The sequence below is a fragment of the Seohaeicola nanhaiensis genome (assembly GCF_042654245.1).
Lineage (GTDB): Bacteria > Pseudomonadota > Alphaproteobacteria > Rhodobacterales > Rhodobacteraceae > Seohaeicola_A > Seohaeicola_A nanhaiensis.
Genome location: NZ_JBHSGI010000005.1, coordinates 253402 through 271837, shown reverse-complemented (window position 1 = coordinate 271837; position 18436 = coordinate 253402). Strand labels below are relative to the sequence as shown.

19 protein-coding genes are annotated in these 18436 nt (G+C 66.7%); 13 read left to right on the top strand and 6 right to left on the bottom strand.

All coding sequences use genetic code 11. The annotated features are described in order from the left end of the window. The first annotated feature begins 8 nt into the window (after positions 1-8). The 4 genes from nuoN to ACFO5X_RS08660 are packed head-to-tail and all read left to right on the top strand — an operon-like array spanning position 9 to position 4704. Positions 9-1448 carry an NADH-quinone oxidoreductase subunit NuoN gene (nuoN, locus tag ACFO5X_RS08675; RefSeq protein WP_380716946.1) on the top strand — a complete coding sequence of 480 codons (1440 nt, stop codon included), beginning with the start codon at positions 9-11 and terminating at the stop codon, positions 1446-1448. Positions 1449-1496: 48 nt separating this feature from the next. After that, positions 1497-2246: a biotin--[acetyl-CoA-carboxylase] ligase gene (locus ACFO5X_RS08670; protein WP_380716945.1), complete on the top strand. Its 750-nt coding sequence runs from the start codon at positions 1497-1499 to the stop codon at positions 2244-2246. 12 nt (positions 2247-2258) lie between these two features. Continuing rightward, on the top strand, positions 2259-3032 hold the full coding sequence (locus ACFO5X_RS08665) for a type III pantothenate kinase (RefSeq protein ID WP_380716944.1): 774 nt from the start codon (positions 2259-2261) through the stop codon (positions 3030-3032). A 4-nt stretch (positions 3033-3036) separates the two neighbouring features. Continuing rightward, entirely contained in the window at positions 3037-4704 is a 1668-nt protein-coding gene (locus tag ACFO5X_RS08660; RefSeq protein WP_380716943.1) for a ribonuclease J, read from the top strand. Between the two features lie 149 nt (positions 4705-4853). Here ACFO5X_RS08660 and ACFO5X_RS08655 read toward each other — a convergent pair whose 3' ends face one another. The 4 genes from ACFO5X_RS08655 to ACFO5X_RS08640 form a co-directional block, all read right to left on the bottom strand. Then, entirely contained in the window at positions 4854-6323 is a 1470-nt protein-coding gene (locus tag ACFO5X_RS08655) for a DEAD/DEAH box helicase (protein WP_380716942.1), read from the bottom strand. A gap of 183 nt (positions 6324-6506) precedes the next feature. Beyond that, positions 6507-7445, bottom strand: a complete 939-nt coding sequence (locus ACFO5X_RS08650) for a glycosyltransferase family 2 protein (RefSeq protein ID WP_380716941.1) — start codon at positions 7443-7445, stop codon at positions 6507-6509. Continuing rightward, positions 7442-8245: a hypothetical protein gene (locus ACFO5X_RS08645; protein ID WP_380716940.1), complete on the bottom strand. Its 804-nt coding sequence runs from the start codon at positions 8243-8245 to the stop codon at positions 7442-7444. Before ACFO5X_RS08645 ends, ACFO5X_RS08650 begins: the two co-directional genes overlap by 4 nt. Then, on the bottom strand, positions 8242-9849 hold the full coding sequence (locus ACFO5X_RS08640) for a peptide chain release factor 3 (RefSeq protein WP_380716939.1): 1608 nt from the start codon (positions 9847-9849) through the stop codon (positions 8242-8244). Before ACFO5X_RS08640 ends, ACFO5X_RS08645 begins: the two co-directional genes overlap by 4 nt. A gap of 159 nt (positions 9850-10008) precedes the next feature. Here ACFO5X_RS08640 and ACFO5X_RS08635 point away from each other — a divergent pair, with 159 nt between their 5' ends. Both ACFO5X_RS08635 and ACFO5X_RS08630 read left to right on the top strand, forming a co-directional pair. Beyond that, positions 10009-10413, top strand: coding sequence for a BrnA antitoxin family protein (locus tag ACFO5X_RS08635; RefSeq protein ID WP_380716938.1), 405 nt, complete (start codon positions 10009-10011; stop codon positions 10411-10413). Positions 10414-10452: 39 nt separating this feature from the next. Then, the gene (locus tag ACFO5X_RS08630; RefSeq protein ID WP_380716937.1) at positions 10453-10815 is read left to right on the top strand and encodes a SnoaL-like domain-containing protein; all 363 of its coding nucleotides are present in this window, start codon (positions 10453-10455) and stop codon (positions 10813-10815) included. Here ACFO5X_RS08630 and ACFO5X_RS08625 read toward each other — a convergent pair. Then, on the bottom strand, positions 10812-11807 hold the full coding sequence (locus tag ACFO5X_RS08625; RefSeq protein ID WP_380716936.1) for a Hint domain-containing protein: 996 nt from the start codon (positions 11805-11807) through the stop codon (positions 10812-10814). The genes ACFO5X_RS08630 and ACFO5X_RS08625 overlap by 4 nt on opposite strands. A gap of 132 nt (positions 11808-11939) precedes the next feature. On the opposite strand from ACFO5X_RS08625, the gene ACFO5X_RS08620 reads away from it, so the two are divergent. Genes ACFO5X_RS08620 through ACFO5X_RS08610 form a run of 3 tightly spaced genes read left to right on the top strand, consistent with a single transcriptional unit; the run spans position 11940 to position 15001 of the window. Beyond that, positions 11940-12719: an SDR family oxidoreductase gene (locus ACFO5X_RS08620; RefSeq protein ID WP_380716935.1), complete on the top strand. Its 780-nt coding sequence runs from the start codon at positions 11940-11942 to the stop codon at positions 12717-12719. Position 12720: 1 nt separating this feature from the next. Next, positions 12721-13830 (top strand): hypothetical protein, encoded by a 1110-nt coding sequence (locus ACFO5X_RS08615; protein ID WP_380716934.1) that lies wholly within the window; start codon positions 12721-12723, stop codon positions 13828-13830. A gap of 40 nt (positions 13831-13870) precedes the next feature. Beyond that, a complete protein-coding gene (locus ACFO5X_RS08610) occupies positions 13871-15001 on the top strand; it encodes an ABC transporter ATP-binding protein (protein ID WP_380716933.1) in 1131 nt (376 codons plus the stop codon). Here the strand turns inward: ACFO5X_RS08610 and ACFO5X_RS08605 are convergent. Next, positions 14998-15642: a helix-turn-helix transcriptional regulator gene (locus ACFO5X_RS08605; protein ID WP_380716932.1), complete on the bottom strand. Its 645-nt coding sequence runs from the start codon at positions 15640-15642 to the stop codon at positions 14998-15000. The two genes, ACFO5X_RS08610 and ACFO5X_RS08605, sit on opposite strands and share 4 nt — an antisense overlap. 216 nt (positions 15643-15858) lie before the next feature. Here ACFO5X_RS08605 and ACFO5X_RS08600 point away from each other — a divergent pair, with 216 nt between their 5' ends. From ACFO5X_RS08600 to ACFO5X_RS08585, 4 genes are read left to right on the top strand one after another with little or no spacing between them, the layout of a single operon-like run. Further along, on the top strand, positions 15859-16071 hold the full coding sequence (locus ACFO5X_RS08600) for a twin-arginine translocase TatA/TatE family subunit (RefSeq protein WP_380716931.1): 213 nt from the start codon (positions 15859-15861) through the stop codon (positions 16069-16071). Positions 16072-16077: 6 nt separating this feature from the next. After that, positions 16078-16557 carry a Sec-independent protein translocase protein TatB gene (gene tatB, locus ACFO5X_RS08595; RefSeq protein ID WP_380716929.1) on the top strand — a complete coding sequence of 160 codons (480 nt, stop codon included), beginning with the start codon at positions 16078-16080 and terminating at the stop codon, positions 16555-16557. Beyond that, the gene (tatC, locus tag ACFO5X_RS08590; RefSeq protein ID WP_380716927.1) at positions 16554-17510 is read left to right on the top strand and encodes a twin-arginine translocase subunit TatC; all 957 of its coding nucleotides are present in this window, start codon (positions 16554-16556) and stop codon (positions 17508-17510) included. Before tatB ends, tatC begins: the two co-directional genes overlap by 4 nt. Further along, positions 17507-18355 (top strand): ATP-binding protein, encoded by an 849-nt coding sequence (locus ACFO5X_RS08585; protein ID WP_380716925.1) that lies wholly within the window; start codon positions 17507-17509, stop codon positions 18353-18355. Before tatC ends, ACFO5X_RS08585 begins: the two co-directional genes overlap by 4 nt. Positions 18356-18436 lie beyond the last annotated feature (81 nt).

Genomic DNA, 18436 nt, shown 5'->3' with positions numbered 1-18436 from the left:
GCAGGGGCATGATGCAGGCCGACCTGAACATCATCCTGCCGGAAATCGTTCTGGCGATCTATGTCATGATCGCCCTGATCGGGGCGGTCTATACCGGGAAGGACAAGCTGGCCTCGGCCATGGTCTGGACCACGGGGGCGCTGATGCTGGCGCTGGCGGTCTGGATCGGGACCAGCGCGCCGGGCTCGCGGACGGCCTTCAACGGCATGTTCAACGACGACGGTTTCGCACGCTTTGCCAAGGTGCTGATCCTGACCTCGGCCGCGGCGGTTCTGGTGATGAGCCAGGAATACATGCAGCGCCGCGGGATCCTGCGGTTCGAATATCCGCTGCTTGTGGCGCTGGCGACGGTCGGCATGATGGTCATGGTCTCGGCCGGCGACCTGATGTCGCTGTATATGGGGCTGGAGTTGCAGTCGCTCGCGCTTTACGTCATTGCCGCCCTGCGCCGGGACAGCGTGAAATCGACCGAGGCGGGGCTCAAGTATTTCGTGCTGGGCGCGCTGTCGTCGGGGCTGCTGCTCTACGGCGCCTCGCTGGTCTATGGCTTTGCCGGCACCACGCTGTTCTCGGGCATCCTGCAGACGGCGAAAGAGGGTGAGGTCTCTCTGGGCCTGCTGTTCGGGCTGGTGTTCCTGATCTCGGGTCTGGCCTTCAAGGTCAGCGCCGTGCCGTTCCACATGTGGACGCCCGACGTCTATCAGGGTGCGCCGACGCCGGTGACGGCTTTCTTTGCCACCGCCCCCAAGGCGGCGGCGCTGGGGCTGTTCGCGCGGGTGCTGTTCGATGCCTTCGGCGGCGCGGTGGGCGACTGGCAGCAGGTGATCGCGCTGCTGTCGGTGCTGTCGATGTTCCTGGGCGCCGTGGCGGCGATCGGGCAGACCGACATCAAGCGGCTGATGGCCTATTCCTCGATCGCGCATATGGGCTTTGCCCTGATGGGTCTGGCGTCCGGCACCGCCTTTGGCGTGCAGGCCATGCTGATCTATGTGGCGATCTATGTGACGATGAACGTCGGCACCTTCGCCTTCATCCTCGCGATGGAGCGGGACGGCACGCCCGTCACGGATATTGCCGCGCTGAACATGTATTCGAAGAAAAAGCCGGGCCGGGCGCTGGCGATGCTGATCCTGATGTTCAGCCTTGCGGGCGTGCCGCCGATGCTGGGCTTTTTCGGCAAGCTCTATGTGCTGCGCGCGGCCTATGAGGGCGGGCTGGCCTGGCTGGCGGTGCTGGGGGTTGTCGCTTCGGTGATCGGGGCGTTCTACTACCTGCGGATCGTCTACTACATGTATTTCGGCGAAGAGGGCGAAGAGCTGGAGGCGAACAATTCGCCAGTGCTCTGGGCCATGCTGATGGCAAGCGCGGCGATCATGCTGCTGGGCATCATCAACATGTTCGGCGTGGAAGGGGCGGCCCAGACGGCAGCGGCGGCCCTTGTCAACTGATCCGGCGGGCGGCGCCCTGCGTCGTCCCTGCGGGGAAGGTCACGGGCGATGAGCGCCTGGCCCAAGGGCTATGGCCTCCGACTGCTGGAAACGGTCGATTCCACCCTGAACGAGGCCGCGCGGATGGCGCCGGGGCTGACCGGGCCGGTCTGGATTCTGGCGCGGGAGCAGACCGCCGCGCGAGGCCGGCGGGGCCGGGCCTGGGTGATGCCACGCGGCAATCTGGCGGCCACGCTGGTCATGCGCATGACCGAGCCGCCCGAGGTTGCCGCGCTGCGCAGCTTCGTGACCGCGCTGGCGCTGTTCGATGCCTGCGCCGCGGTGAGCGGGCGGTCGGAGGCCTTTGCGCTGAAATGGCCCAATGACGTGCTGCTGAACGGCGGCAAGCTGGCGGGCATCCTGCTGGAGAGTGCCGGGACGGCGCGCGCGCCGGGCCATCTGGCCATCGGGATCGGCGTCAATCTGGCCGACGCGCCGCCGGCGGAGCTGGTGGAGCCCGGCGCGGTGCGGCCCGTCTCGCTCTTGTCCGAGACGGGGACGGCGATCACGCCCGACGATTTTCTGCCCTATCTCGCCGCGGCCTATGCGGTGCGCGATGCGCAGTTCACCACCTATGGCTTTGCGCCGATCCGGTCGGCCTGGCTGGACCGCGCGGCGCGGCTGGGCGAGACGATCACGGCGCGGACCGGGGCGCAGAGCACCACGGGGCGGTTTGAAACCGTCGATGCGCAGGGTAATCTCGTGCTGGTGACGCCAACGGGCCGCACGGCCATCGCGGCGGCCGACGTCTATTTCTGAAAGGCACTTGCGATGCTGCTCGCCATCGACTGTGGCAATACCAATACCGTTTTTGCGATCTGGGACGGGGAGAGGTTTCTGTGCACGCTGCGCACCTCGACCCACCACGCGCGCACGGCGGATGCCTATTTCACCTGGTTCAAGACGCTGATCACCCATTACGGGATCGAGCCGGATATCACCGATGTGATCATCTCCTCGACCGTTCCGCGCGTGGTCTTCAACCTGCGCGTCTTTGCTGACCGGTTCTTTGGCTGCCGCCCGCTGGTGGTGGGCAAGCCCGAGTGTCTGCTGCCGAAGCCGCCGCGCGTGGACGAGGGGACCAGCGTGGGGCCCGACCGGCTGGTCAATGCAGCGGGGGCCTTCGACCGGCACGGCGGCAACAAGATCGTGGTGGATTTCGGCACGGCCACGACCTTTGACGTGGTGGACGATGACGGGGCCTATGTCGGCGGAGTCATCGCGCCCGGCGTGAACCTGAGCCTAGAGGCGCTGCATATGGCGGCCGCGGCGCTGCCGCATGTGGATATCGCCAAGCCGCAGGCGGTGATCGGCACGAATACGGTTGCATGTATGCAGTCCGGCGTGTTCTGGGGGTATGTCGGACTGGTCAAGGAGATCTGTGCGCGGATCAAGGCCGAGCGCGATCGCCCGATGCAGATCATCGCCACCGGCGGCCTTGCGCCGCTGTTCCAGCAAAGCGAAGACCTGTTCGATGTTTACGAAGACGATCTTACAATGCACGGCCTGACCGTGATCCACCGATACAACAAGGAAAACACCTGAGCCGATGCGCAGTGAACGTCTGATCTACCTGCCGCTGGGCGGAGCCGGTGAAATCGGCATGAACGCCTATGTCTATGGCTACGGCGCCCCGGGTGCCGAACGGCTGATCCTGGTCGATCTCGGGGTGACCTTCCCCGATATGGACGGAACGCCGGGGGTGGATCTGATCCTGCCGGATATCAGCTGGCTGAAACAGAACCTGGACCGGCTGGAAGCGGTGTTCATCACCCATGCCCACGAGGACCATGTGGGCGCGGTCGCGCATTATGCGGCCGAGCTGGGCAAGCCGGTTTATGCCCGGGTCTTCACCGCCAATATCGCGCGGCGCAAGCTGGCGGATGCGGGGCTGCCCGAGGATACGGTGCGCATCGTTTCGGCCTGGCCGCAGCAGGTGAAGGCGGGGCCGTTCAAGGTGGGGTTCCTGCCGATCTCTCATTCGATTCCCGAGAGTGCGGGGCTGGTTATCGACACGCCGGCGGGGCGGACGATTCACACCGGCGACTTCAAGCTGGACGAGACCCCCATTGTGGGCGAGGCCTTTGACGCCTCGCTCTGGGCCGAGGTGGCGAAGGACGGGGTGCAGGCGCTGATCTGCGACAGCACCAACGTCTTCTCGCCCTATCCCGGGCGGTCGGAGGCGTCGATCGGGCCGGCGATCAAGATGCTGGTCAGCGAGGCCGAGGGCATGGTGGTGGCGACCACCTTTGCCAGCAACGTGGCGCGGCTGAAGACGCTGGCGACGGCGGCGCGCAGTGCCGGACGGTCGGTCGTGCTGCTGGGCCGGGCGATGCGGCGGATGGTCGAGGCGGCGGTCGAGACCGGTGTGCTGACCGATTTCCCGCCGGTGATCAGCCCGGAGCAGGCGCTGGAGGTGCCGCGCGGCAACCTGATGTTGCTGGTGACCGGCAGCCAGGGCGAGCGGCGTGCGGCCAGCGCGCAGCTGGCGCGGGGCAAGTATCTGGGGCTGGAGCTGAAGGAGGGGGACACCTTCCTGTTCTCGTCCAAGACGATTCCCGGCAACGAACGTGGCGTGATCCGCATCATGAACGCGCTATCGGAAAAGGGCGTGGACGTGGTGGACGACCGGGTGGGCGACTATCACGTGTCGGGCCATGCCAACCGGCCGGATCTGGAGCGGATGCACGCGCTGATGCGGCCGAAGATGGTGATCCCGATGCATGGCGAGCACCGGCATCTGCGCGAGCACGCGGGGCTTGCCGAGGCGGCGGGCATGGCATCGGCGATTGCGGTCAACGGCACCATGCTGGATCTCAGTGGCGAGCGGCCCGAGGTGGTCGAGTTCAACGAGACCGGGCGCACCTATCTGGACGGCACGGTGATGATCGGTGCCATGGACGGGGTCGTGCGCAACCGTATCCGGCTGGCACTGAACGGCCATGTGGTGGTCACGCTGATCGTCGACGAGGAAGACGAACTGCTGGGCGATCCCTGGTGCGAGACGATGGGGCTGGCGGAAACCGGAACCTCGGGCGCGGCGCTGGTCGATGTGCTTGAGCAGGACCTGAGCCAGTTCCTGAACAGGGCGAGCGCCAAGACCCTGCGCGATGACGGGGCGCTGGACGAGGCGATGCGGCGGATCGTGCGGCAGACCACGCAGACCGAGATCGGCAAGAAGCCCGAGGTTACGGTGGTGATCAGCCGCTTGGGCTGATCGCAGTCTCCTTCATCCAAGCGAAAGCCGCGCGCCTGTTAAGGCGCGCGCTGGCCGGAGTTTGGGATGAAGCATTGCGAACATCCCTGCGCAGGCCGGGTTGTCCCAAGCCTAGACGCAAAGAGTTAACGTGATCCTACCCGCGCGGTTCAGCCGGCGCGGCGCTCTTCGAAGCTGAGCGCGATGAAGCTGGGCAGGTGGTCGCCCATGCCCACGACCTTGGGTCCGTTGTCGGACCGGCGGGGAGCGTGATCGCGTTCGCGTTCGCGTTCGGGCGCGCGCTCGGGGGCGCGTTCCGGTGCCTTGGGGGCCTCGGGACGGGGTTCGGTCTTGGCCTCGGTCTTGGCCTCCACTGGTGTCTCGGCGGGCGCAGACTTGCGGCGCGACGAGGAAGAACGGCTGCGCGACGAGGTTCTGACGCGCGGGGCTTCCTCGGCTTCGGCATCCGCCTCGGGGGCAGGGGAGGCGCCTTTCAGCGGGTTCTCGACGCGCGGGATCTCGGTCTGCACCAGACGTTCGACATCGGCGAGGTTCTTCTCGTCGCGCGGCACGCAGATGGTGAAGGCGGTGCCGTCGCGGCCGGCACGGCCGGTGCGGCCGATCCGATGCACATAGTCCTCGGCATGACTTGGCACGTCGAAGTTGAACACATGGCTGACGCTGGGCACGTCGAGGCCGCGCGCGGCCACGTCGGAGGCGACGAGGATGCGCAGCTGGCCGCCCCGGAACGAATCGAGCGTGCGCGTGCGCTGCGACTGGTCGAGGTCGCCGTGGATCGGCGCCGCGTCATAGCCGTATTTCTTGAGCGACTTGGCGACGATATCCACATCCGTCTTGCGGTTGCAGAAGATGATCGCATTGGTCAGCTTGTCGCCCTCGCCGTCGATCAGCGCGCGCAGGACGGCGCGCTTCTCGCTGGCCTCGTTGTCGCGGCGGCTGCCTTTGAAGATGACGACGCCCTGGGTGATGTTTTCGCCCGTGGTGGCCTGACGGGCCACTTCGATGCGCACGGGGTTGTGCAGGAAGGTGTTGGTGATCCGCTCGATCTCGGAGGCCATGGTGGCCGAGAAGAACAGGGTCTGGCGGGTGAATGGGGTGAGGCCGAAGATCCGCTCGATGTCGGGAATGAACCCCATGTCGAGCATGCGGTCGGCTTCGTCCACCACCATGATCTTGACGTCCGACAGGATCAGCTTGCCGCGTTCGAAATGGTCGAGCAGGCGGCCGGGGGTGGCGATCAGCACGTCGACGCCCTTGTCGATCAGCTTGTCCTGCTCGCCGAAGGAGACGCCGCCGATCAGCAGGGCCTTGGTGAGTTTGACATGCTTGGCGTAGGTGTCGAAGTTCTCGGCGACCTGGGCGGCGAGTTCGCGGGTGGGGCAGAGCACGAGGCTGCGCGGCATCCGGGCGCGGGCGCGGCCACGGGCCAGCGCGGTGATCATCGGGAGGACAAATCCGGCGGTCTTGCCGGTGCCGGTCTGCGCGATGCCGAGCACATCGCGGCCTTCGAGTGCTGGGGGAATGGCCCCCATCTGGATCGGGGTCGGCGTTTCGTAACCGGCCTCTTCGACGGCCTTGAGTACTTTCGGGTTCAGATTCAGATCAGAAAATTTGGTCATGTGTGTCCGCAGTTTGCGGACACTGTTCGGCCCGCACGTATGGTCCAGGCCGGGCCCGGATGGCCCTGTGCTGATTGCACATGTCGGCTGGTGAGCGTGCCCATAGCAAAAAGCGGCGTCAGGGTCAAACTCCCTCTGCAATGCAGCGAGTTTTGCGCTATTTTTATCGGTTGTCTGAACAATTCAGCGGAAGTCCGGGAAATGTCTCTGGATTTTCGAATCGAGCGAAAGGTCGCGCTGGCGCAGCAGACCGCGCGAGTCGAGCCGGGCGCGCAGGGCGGGCGTGTCGGCGCAGACTTCGTCGAAAAAGGCGCGCAGGCCTTTCTCGCCTTCGGTCTGTTCGAGATAGGTCAAAAGGTCGTGCAGGTTCATCCCGCCGTCGTTGCGCGGGATGGCGGGAGGGAGTTCGGCGCGGTAGGAACCTTTTTCGAGGCGATAGCGATAGGTTGCGCGCCACTCTTCCCATGGTTTGGCATGCAGGTGGCAGAGGTCGACCGAGGCGAGTTCGGTGCTGGCGATCTGGGCGCCGTCCTGCATCGCGTTGTGGATGCGCAGCTCGACCCCCGCGAGGCCGGTGCGCATCAGGAGCTTGCCCGCGACGTGGCTGAGGAAGCCGCCACGGATGTGACGGCCGAAGGTCGGGTAGAGGTCTTCCACAAGATGCCGGCGGGTGTCGGAGGGCAGGAAGGCCTTGAAGGCGGTGCCGTCGCCGCCGGCCAGCGCCTCGATGGGGCGGACGCGGGCGGCGAGGGTGTCGGAGGGCAGCGCGGCGAGGAGATCGGCCAGAGGCGGGGTTTGCGGCCACAGGAACTCGTCCACGTCGATATGGGCCAGCCAGTCGACCTCGACCCGGCGGGCGTAGGCGTGGGTGGCGTTTACGCATTGCCGGACCTGGTGTTTCGCGGGACGCGTTTTGCCGGTTCTGGCCCAATAGGCGTCATCGCAGAGCGTCACGCGGACCTTGGGATGGGCCTTGAGCGCGGCGAAGGCCTGCGGGTGCGGGTCGTCGAGGTAGATGTAGAGCCGGTGGGCGCCGAGATCGAGGTGATACGCGGCAAAGGCGAGGATGTCGGTGAGCGGCGCCTTGACGGTCGCCACCAGACCCCACCTCGGCCCGGTCATTCGTCGCTGTCCTCGGGCGCTTCCGGTTGCCCCTCGGCCCTGCGGCGCGCGGCGTCGCGGCGTTTGAGTTCCTGCATCCGGGCGAATACGGTGCGCCGATCCTGGGTCACGAGGCGCAGCATGCGGATGCCGAGAGGCCGGATCGTGGCGTCGTCCTCGCACAGTTTCCACAGACGGGACAGGAGGTTGCGGTCCAGATCTCCCTTTTCGAGCGAGTAGGGGTCGAGATCGAAGGCGATGGTCCGGATGCGCTGGCCGCGGCGGCGGGGAAAGGGCGTGTCGGCGGGCTGGCCGGAGTAGCGCCGCTCGCTCTCGTGCAGCTTGATCATGTCGTAGAGCACCGACAGCCCCATGCCGCAGGCGCGCTGGCCGCCGGTCTGACCGATGTCGGCAAAGGTCGTGGCGGCCGAGATCAGCCAGCGGACGGGCAAGGTGGCGGCCAGCTTTTCGCCCTCTTCGCGCCAGAGACGGAAGAACAGCGCGGGCGCGGCCGGGGGCGGATCGCGGCGGCGCAGGATCGCGATCAGGAGCGCGTGGAGCAGGTGGATTTCGGGGGCGCCCACGAAAAGCTTTTGCAGTTGCAGGGACTTGCGCTGCGCCGAAAAGCGCGGGGCCGCGTCTTCTTCAACCGTCAGGTCCGGAACGGTGCGGGTCCACAGGGCGGCAAGGTCGGTGTCGGCGGGCGGCAGGATGTCGGCCGCGCCGGTCAGGATCACCTGCTTGCGTTCGAACCGGTCGACAAGCGAATAGAACCCGCCCGGATAGACACCATCGTCCAGATCGGGCAGGCCGTCGATCACACCATCATTTCCTTGGTGGCGGTGAGTTTGACGTCGGGGTAGTCGCGCACCACGCGGTCGATGTCCCACTGGAGGCGGGTGAGGTAGACGATGTCGCCGTCGTTGTCGTGGGCGATGTGCTGTTTGTTGGCGTTGACGAATTTCTCGACCGCGAGGCGGTCGCCCGAGACCCAGCGGGCCGAGGTGAATTGTGACGGCTCGAACCGGACGGGGAGGCCGTATTCGAGTTCGATCCGGCTGGCCAGCACCTCGAACTGAAGCGCGCCGACCACGCCGACGATGAAGCCCGAGCCGATGTCGGGCTTGAAGACCTTGGCCGCGCCTTCCTCGGCGAATTGCATCAGCGCCTTTTCCAGGTGCTTGGCCTTCAGCGGGTCGCCGGCGCGGGCGGTTTGCAGCAGTTCGGGCGCGAAGGAGGGGATACCTGTAACACGCAATTCTTCCCCTTCGGTTAACGTATCGCCAATCCGCAGCTGACCGTGGTTCGGAATGCCGATGATGTCGCCGGCCCAGGCCTCTTCGGCAAGCTCGCGGTCGGCGGCGAGGAACATCACAGGGTTGGTGATGGTCATCGGCTTTTTCGAGCGCACGTGCAGCAACTTCATCCCGCGTTCGAAATGGCCCGAGGCGAGGCGGACAAAGGCGACGCGGTCGCGGTGCTTGGGGTCCATGTTCGCCTGGACCTTGAAGACAAAGCCGGAAACCTTTGGTTCCTCGGGCAGAATTTCGCGCGGCTGGGCCTTCTGTATCTGCGGCACGGGGCCGTAGGTGGCGATGCCGTCCATCAGTTCGCGCACGCCGAAGGAGTTGATCGCAGAGCCGAACCAGATCGGGGTCAGCGTGCCTTCGAGCAGCGCCTTCGGGTCGAGCGGCGGCAGCAGTTCGCGCGCCATCTCAAGCTCTTCCTGCAGCTTTTCCAGCAGCGCGGCGGGCACGTGCTGTTTCAGCTTGGGGTCGGAAAGTCCATTGATTTCTATACTTTCCGCGACGCGGTTACGGTCGGCGCGGTCGATCAGCTCGAGCCGGTCGCGCAGGATGTCGTAGCAGCCGATGAAGTCGCGGCCCGTGCCGATGGGCCAGCTGGCGGGCGTCACGTCGATGGCCAGGTTTTCCTGGATTTCGTCTATGATCTCAAAGGTATCGCGGCTTTCCCGGTCCATCTTGTTACAGAAGGTCAGGATCGGCAGGTCGCGCAGGCGGCAGACCTCGAACAGCTTGCGGGTCTGGCTTTCCACGCCCTTGGCGCCGTCGATGACCATGATTGCGGCATCCACCGCGGTGAGGGTGCGATAGGTATCCTCCGAGAAGTCGGAGTGGCCGGGCGTGTCGACAAGATTGAAGCGGAACTGCTTGTAATCGAACGACATTGCCGAGGCCGAGACCGAGATACCGCGGTCTTTCTCCATCTGCATGAAGTCCGAGCGGGTGCGCCGCGCCTCGCCCTTGGCGCGGACTTGTCCGGCCATCTGGATCGCACCGCCGAACAGCAGGAACTTTTCGGTGAGCGTCGTCTTGCCGGCATCCGGGTGCGAGATGATGGCAAAGGTCCGCCGGCGCGCGATTTCGGGCGGCAGGGCGGTGCGGTTTTCAAGGGCGTCGAGCATGAGCGCGCGTATAGGCAAGGAATGGCGGCGGCGCAATATCGAGGGGGCGGTATCCGTGCACGCGCCATGCAGCGCCTGTGCACCGGACGTGCAGCTTGGGCCGCCTTAACCTTTTGGTCTCAGGATGGGTGGGCGTTTACCAATCTTGAGGAGACCGCCATGGCCAGTGCGGACAAGGCAAACGAGCTGATGCAGAAGCTGGATGCGCTGCAGATGAAGCTGCGGCTGGAGTGGATCGACAAGAGCCTGCCGAAAGACTGGAACGCGCTGGATCACTGGCATCCGATCGAGCCGAAGAAGGAGCGGGTGACGATCCGGCTGGATGCGGACATGCTGCGGTGGTTCCGCAAGCTGGGGCCGGGCTATGGCGCGCGGATCAACATGGTGCTGCGGGTCTATTGGACGGCGCTGCTGTCGGGCGAGATCGTCAGCCACTTTCAGGGCAACGAGATGCCGCAGTTCGTGATTGCCGCGCGCGAGATGCTGAAACAGTCGGAAGAGGCGCATGAGGCGCGGCAGGCGGCGCGCGAGAAATCGCTTTCCCCGAATCGGCGCGAGGAGTAGATTAGAACATAACAAGAACATCTGACCTGGGAGAGTGTCATGGATCTGAAGGCGATTGCGGCCGAACTGGTGGCCGGGTGCCGTGAAAACCGCGCGGTGGCCAATCTGGACAAGCTGTATTCCGGCGACGCCGTGTCGGTGGAGGCGCAGGCGATGCCCGGCATGGACCGCGCGGCGCAGGGGCTGGAGGCGATCAAGGGCAAACATGCCTGGTGGGATGCCAACCACGAGGTGACGGGCGGCACGATCAGCGACCCGATGCTGCATGGAGACGACCGCTTTGCCGTGATCTTCGACATGCAGGGGCGCAACAAGCAGAGCGGCGAGGCCTTCGCCATGACCGAGGTGGGCGTCTATCACGTGAAGGACGGCAGGATCGTGCGCGAGGAGTTCTTCTACTAGCTGGTCGAGGCGCGGCGCAGCAGGTCGATGGCATCGGGCCGGTCGAGCAGCGACTGCTGTACGTCCAGCCCGTGGGTGCGGCGGGCGCGATGGCCGGCCAGCAGCTCGGCCGGGAGGGCGGGCAGGGTGCGCGGCTCGATCAGTGTGGATTCGGCGGCGATACCCTCGGCATAGACGATGTGGTGACGGTCGAAGATCAGCTGGACGTAGTCGACGAACCCGCCGTCCATGCGGATGACGCTGTCGCCGTTGACCAGATGGCGGGCCTGGACCAGCAGTTCGGCCCGGCCGGCGCCGATGCGGTCGGTGCGCTGATAGACGAAAAGCCGGTGGCTGGGGCTGACGATCAGGTCGGCGGCGTTGTTGAGTGCGCCGGCGCGGATCCTTACCGGGGCGAATTCGCCGGTGGCGCGCAGGGTGGTCTGGCCGATCCAGCGCACCGCCTGGGCGCCGTCGTCGCGGGTGAGCACGCGGTCGCCGGGGCGCAGATCCTCGATGGGGACCTGTGCGCCGGAGGCCAGTGTGATGCGGGTGCCGCGGGTGAAGGAGGCGCAGGCGGCCTGGGCAAAGCGGCGGCGCAGCTCGTCGCGGTCTTTCGAGATGACGCGATAGGGGGTGCGCGGATGCAGCCGGGCGAGCGGCAGCAGGTAGATGGCGGCGATGGCGCTGTCGGCGTCGACCTCGACCAGCACGATGGCGTCGAGCGTGCGCCCGTCCGGCGCCATCAGCACCAGCGCGCCGTCCAGATGCAGCGCCGCGCCGGGCTGGCCGGCCTCGGTGCCGGGCGCGATGCGGATACCGCCCTGCGCCGGGATGTCGAGCGCGAGGCGGCGGAGCGGGGCGTCGTCGGCGAGGTGGTAGATGTCGTCGACCTCGATCTCGTCGAGAATCGAGAGCGCGTCGCCCTGGTTCACGCCGGTGGTCACGCGGATATCGCCCGCGGCCAGCGCGAGGACATTCTGGATCTGGCGTTCCGTGGCTGGCTGGTTCATGCCCCTGACCTGAAACCGGAAAGCAGCGGCTTGCGCCGGTTCGCTGACACTTTAACCTAGGAATGTGGCGGGGATCGGTCAAATCCTTCGCGGGGGACCGCGCCGCCGGATCTGAATTTTGGGAGACGATACATGGATTTGGGAATCGCTGGCAAGCGGGCGTTGGTCTGCGCCTCGAGCAAGGGGCTGGGGCTGGGATGCGCCGAGGCGCTGGCCGCCGAGGGGGTGAACCTGGTGATGAACGCCCGGGGGGCGGAGGCGCTGGAGGCCTCGGCCGCGGCGATTCGCGAGCGGTTCGGCGTGAGTGTCGAGACGGTGGCCTGCGACGTGACCACGCCCGAGGGGCAGGCGAAGGTGATCGCGGCGGCGGGCGAGGTGGACATTCTGGTGAACAACGCCGGCGGCCCGCCCCCGGGCATGTGGAGCGACTGGGAGCGCGAGGATTTCATCAAGGCGCTGGATGCCAACATGCTGACGCCCATCGCGCTGATCAAGGCGCTGGTGCCGGGGATGATGGAACGCGGCTGGGGCCGGGTGGTCAACATCACCAGCCAGTCGGTGCGGGCGCCGATCGGGGTGCTGGGGCTGTCGAACGCGGCGCGCACCGGGCTGACCGGCTATGTCGCCGGCACCTCGCGCCAGGTGGCGCCGAGCGGAGTGGTGATGAACAACCTGCTGCCGGGGATCCATGACACCGACCGGGCGATCTCGCTCGATACCGGGGCGGCGCGGGCGCAGAACATGTCGCTGGACGAGGCGCGGGCGCAGCGCGAGTCGACGATTCCGGCGCGGCGCTATGGCACGCGGGCGGAATTCGGCGCGGCCTGCGCGTTCCTCTGCTCGCAGCACGCCGGGTTCATCATCGGGCAGAACCTGCTGCTGGACGGTGGCGCCACGAACCTGACGATGTGACATGGCGTCGGGCTTTTCGCTGAAGGATCAGCTGTTCAACCGCGACAAGGTGCGCTGGCTGGCGGGGCGGTTCGCCGCGCTGGACGGCGCCGAGTTCGAGGCGGCCGTGATGGCGCGGCTGCCGGAGCTGGAGCTGAAGCAGCGGATCGACTGGATTGCCACCTGTCTGGCAGAGCGGCTGCCGGCCGCTCTGCCCGAGGCGGCGCCGCATCTGCTGGCGGCGCTGCCGCCGCCGCTGGACCCGGATTTGCGGGATGATGATTTCGGCGATTTCATCATCGCGCCGCTGGGCGAGGTGGTGGTGGCGCTGGGGCTGGAGGCGCATCCCGAGCTGTCGCTCGACCTGATCGAGGCGCTGACGCAGCGGTTTTCGATGGAATATGCGATCCGGCCCTTCCTGAACCGCTGGCCCGATCTTGTGCTGGCGCGGATGGAGGGCTGGGCGCGGCATCCGCATTACCACGTGCGCCGGCTGGTGAGCGAGGGCACGCGGCCAAGGCTGCCCTGGGGCATGGGCATCGGGCTGGACCTGGAGGCGGCGCTGCCGCTGCTGGATGCGCTGCATGGGGACGCTTCGCGTTTTGTCACAAGATCGGTCGCCAACCATCTGAACGATATTGCGAAAAAGTCTCCGGACCTGGTGGTGGAGCGGCTGGAGGGCTGGCGGGCCGAGGGGCGGCAATCGGCCAAGGAGCTGGACTGGATGACCGCCCATGCACTGCGCGGGCTGGTCAAGGCGGGGCATCCGGGGGCCTTGGCGATGCTGGGCTATGACGCCGCGGCCGAGATGCGGTGCAACGTCACGCTGCGCCGGGATGCGGTGCGCGTCGGCGAGGCGCTGGAATTCGATTGTGTGGTCGAAACCGCCAAGCGGACGCCGGTTCTGGTGGATTACGTGCTGTATTTCGCCAAGCCTGACGGGACGCAGAGGGCGAAGGTCTTCAAGCTGAAACAAGGCGTTATTGGCACATCCTCACCTTTGGTGATGGCCAAGCGGCATGTGATGAAGGGCGATGCGACAACCTTCCGGCTGCATCCCGGGCCGCATCGGATCGCGGTGCAGGTGAATGGCAGGCTGCGCGCCGAGGCGGGGTTCGAGCTGTTGCCCTGAGCCTTGCGGAGCGGGGCACGGGTTGCTATCTGCTCGGCCCATGCCCGATGGTTTTGATCGGGAACATCTGCGAGGCCTCGTGACCGTCACCCAGACACCCAGGCTGGAAATCCGCAATCTCGTGCGGGCCTTCGAGGGCCGGCGGGTGGTGGATGACGTCTCGCTGACGATCATGCCGGGGCAGGTCACCTGCCTGCTGGGGCCCTCGGGCTGCGGCAAGTCCACCACGCTGCGGATGATCGCCGGGGTGGAGATGCAGGATTCGGGCGAAATCTGGGCCGATGGGCAACTGGTCTGCGACACCGTCTTTCGGGTGCCGCCCGAGCGGCGGGGCATCGGGCTGATGTTCCAGGACTTCGCGCTGTTTCCGCATCTGACGGTGGCCAAGAACGTCGCCTTTGGACTGAGCGGCAGCCAGGAGGACAAGCGGGCGCGGGTTGGCGAGCTGCTGGAGCGCGTCGACATGGCGCGCCATGCCGAGAGCTATCCGCACCAACTGTCGGGGGGCGAACAGCAGCGGGTCGCGCTGGCGCGGGCGCTGGCGCCGCAGCCGCGCATCATGCTGATGGATGAACCCTTCAGCGGGCTCGACAACCGGCTGCGCGACGGGATCCGCGATCAGACGCTGACGCTGCTCAAGGAGGAGGATACCGCCGTTCTGCTGGTCACGCACGAACCGGAAGAAGCGATGCGGATGGGCGACGAGATCGCGCTGATGCGCAACGGAAAGATCGTGCAGCAGGGCGCGCCCTATAACGTCTATACCCGGCCGGTGGACCGCGCGACGGTGTCTTTCTTCAGCGATGCCAATGTGGTGCGGGCCACAGTTAACGGAGCGCTGGCCAATACTGCCTTTGGCCGGTTCCTGGCGCCGGGGGTGGCGGACGGGACCGATGTGGATATCGTGTTTCGCCCGCAGCATGTGCGGATCGACTTTGACCGGCAGGGATCGGGGCCTTTGCCGACGCCATCCGACGGCGTTGCGGCGCGCGGCGTGGTGGTGCGGGCGCGGTTCCTGGGGCATGAGTCGCTGGTCGAGTTCCGGATGGAGCACGACGGATCGTTGGTGAAGGCGACCGTGCCGAACGTGTTCCTGCCCGCTGCCGGCAAGGTGATGTGGCTGACGATCCCGCGGTCGCGCTGTTTCGTCTTTCCGGCAAGCCGGGGCTAGGGCGGCGCGTCGGCGAGGCGTTTGCCGGGTTCGTCGACGAAGAGTTCGGGCAGGGCGGTGGCGCCCCGGATCAGGTCGATGCGCAGGCGGATGAAGCCCGCCGAGGTCTCGCTCCAGGCCGTCAGTACCCAGAGACGCGACCAGTTTTCCAGGCCGAGCGGGCGCACGACGAGGGTTTCCTCGTCCAGGTCGAGGCGCAGTTTCTGGCGGCTGCGGATGGCGCCGCGCAGCACCGGGATATGGGAGAAGCCGCGCGCGGCGCTGGCCCCGGCGCGGTGGGCGGTCAGCCAGGCGGGCGCAGGCGCGTCTTCGGGCAGGGCGGCGTCGAGCTTGGCTGCCAGCGCGGTGGCGGCGGCGTGCAGTTCGGGGTCGGTGGTTTCGGCGACGATCAGGATACCGAGGCTGAGCGCCTCGGCCTCGGCCTGGGTCAGCAGCAGCGGCGGCAGGGCGACCATGGGCGCGAGGCGGTAGCCGGTGCCGCGGGTGCCGGTCACCGGCACACCCGAGGCGGCGAGCGCGGCCATGTCGCGGTAAATCGTGCGCTGCGCCACGCCAAGCCGGCGGGCGAGGTCGCCGGCGGTGTGCAGCGCGCCATCGCGCAGGGCGGCGTGCAGCTGAAAGAGGCGATCGGCGCGGGACATGCGCCGCAGGGTGCCATGTCGGGCGGAAAAGGTCGAGTGCAACTGACAAAAACATGTCAGTTTTGCCTGCGTCCACCGTTTGGGGTGCAAAATCGCGCGCCCTGCGGCCCGCGCGGCGGGGCCGTTCCCTTTTCGCCGCCCCGGCGCTTGCGTAAGAGGGAGTCGCAATTCGACCGTGCCGCAACCGGCGCGGCGCACTCTGACGAGGAGAATGACATGCTGAACAATATCGGCCTTCCGGGCCTTCTGCTGATTGCGGTCGTTGTGCTGGTGCTGTTCGGGCGCGGCAAGATCAGCTCGCTGATGGGCGAGGTCGGCAAGGGCATCACCGCCTTCAAGAAGGGCGTGAGCGATTCGACCAAGGAGCTGGAGGACGAGCCCGTTGCCGCCCGGGACGTGACGCCGCAGGCGGACAAGGACAAGGTCTGATCCCAGATGCTGGATCTCGGGTGGGGCGAACTGCTGCTGATCGGCATCGTGGCGCTGATCGTGGTGGGGCCGAAGGATCTTCCGGTGCTGTTCCGCAACGTCGGACTGTTTGTCGGCCGGGCCAAGGGCATGGCGCGGGAGTTCACCCGCGCGATGCACGACGCCGCCGATGAGGCGGGCGTGAAGGACGTGACGCGGACGCTGAAGACGGCGACCAACCCGCTGGGGTCGGCGCTGGACGGCGTGCGGGACGCGGCGCGCGACATGAGCAAGAGCCTGGACCCGACCAAGTTCGACAAGCCCAAGCCCGATCCGAACAGCGAGACCGGCAAGCTGGCGGCCGAGCGGGCCGAATCGGCCAAGAAGATACAGGCGGCGACCGCCCGTGCCGCGGCGGAACGCAAGGCGCGCGAGGCCGCCGAGGCGCTGAAGAAGGCCGACGAGATGGAGGCCGAGCTGACCAAGACCCCCGAGACCAAACCATGAGCGCAGGCGCCGAGAACGACATAGACGACAGCGCCGCGCCGCTGATCGAACATCTGGCCGAGCTGCGGACCCGGATCATCTGGGCCGTTCTGGCCTTTGTGGCGGGCATCGTCGTGGCCTTCGTGGTGGCCGAGCCGATCCTGCAGTTCCTGCTGGAGCCGATCGAGCAGACGCTGCGCGCGCTGGGGGATCCCTCGCCGACGATGCAGTATACCTCGCCGCAGGAATATCTGTTCACGCTGTTCCGGATCTCGATGGTCTTCGGCTTTGTGCTGGCCTTTCCGGTGATCTCGTATCAGCTGTGGCGCTTCGTGGCGCCGGGGCTGTACCGGACCGAGAAGAACGCCTTTCTGCCCTTCCTGATCGCCTCGCCGGCGATGTTCCTGCTGGGCGCCTCCTTTGCCCAGTTCGTGGTGACGCCGCTGGCGATGCAGTTTTTCCTGGGCTTCGTCGACTTCCCCTCGCTGCTGAGCGGGACGCTGGCGCGGCTGGCGGGGGCGGCGGATGCGGTGCCGGTGGCCGCGGATGCGGCGAGCCATGGGGTGAAGATCACCTTCTTCGGGAAGGTGAACGAATCGCTGGACCTGACGCTGAAGTTCATCGTCGCCTTCGGCCTGTGCTTTCAGCTGCCGGTGCTGCTGACGCTGATGGGCAAGGCGGGGCTGGCCTCGTCCAAGGGGCTGAGGGGGGTGCGGAAATACGCCATCGTCGGCATCCTGGTGGTGGCCGCGCTGGTGACGCCCCCGGATGTGACGACGCAGGTGATCCTGTTCGCGGTGGTCTATGGCCTCTACGAGATTTCGATCTTCCTGGTGCAATGGGTCGAGAAGAAGAAGGACGAGGAAGCGCGGGCCGAGGGTGTGATCGGCGAGGACGAGAGCCTGTTCGACGATCCCGAGGAAGAAGACGACGACCCGCTGATGAAAGAATTCGACGAAGACGGAAAACCATGACCGACCCGATGGAACGTATCGCGGCGGCGCTGGAGCGGCTGGCTCCGGCGCCGCTTCCGGCCCCTGACTTTGCGGTGGCGCCGGCCTTTGTCTGGCATGTCGGCCCCGACCGGCTGGAGCCGGTGGCGCGGGTGAACCGCGTGGGGTTGGGCCTGCTGGTGGGCATCGACCGGGCCCGCGACACGCTGCTGGAGAACACCCGGCGCTTCGCGGCGGGGTATGGGGCCAACAACGCGCTGCTCTGGGGTTCGCGCGGGATGGGGAAATCGAGCCTGGTCAAGGCGATCCATGCCGAAGTTCAGGCGGAACATGCGGATCTGAAGCTGATCGAGCTGCAGCGCGAGGATTTGCCCTCGGTCGGACGGCTGCTGGCGCATCTGCGCGGCGCGCCGCACCGGTTCCTGCTGTTCTGCGACGACCTGTCGTTTTCCCATGACGACCAGCATTACAAGAGCCTGAAGGCGGTGCTGGACGGCGGCATCGAGGGGCGGCCCGAGAATGTGGTTCTGTACGCCACCTCGAACCGGCGCCACCTGATGCCGCGCGACATGATCGAGAACGAACGCTCGACCGCGATCTCGCCCAGCGAGGCGGTGGAGGAGAAGGTCTCGCTCTCCGACCGCTTCGGGCTGTGGCTGGGGTTCCATCCCTGCACGCAGGACGACTACCTTTCCATGATCGGGCGCTATTGCGCGGCCTACGGTGTGGAGACCGACCCCGACACGCTGCGCGCCGAGGCGATCGAATGGCAGGCGACGCGCGGGGCGCGGTCGGGCCGGGTGGCCTGGCAGTTCTTCACCGACCTGGCCGGCCGGCACGGGGTGCGGCTGGACGGCGCGGCCTGAGCCTGAGCCGGGCGGCGCGCGACGGGGGCCTCTGCCGAAAGCGGGCCTGCTGCTTCCTCTTGCTATAAATATCCCCGCCGG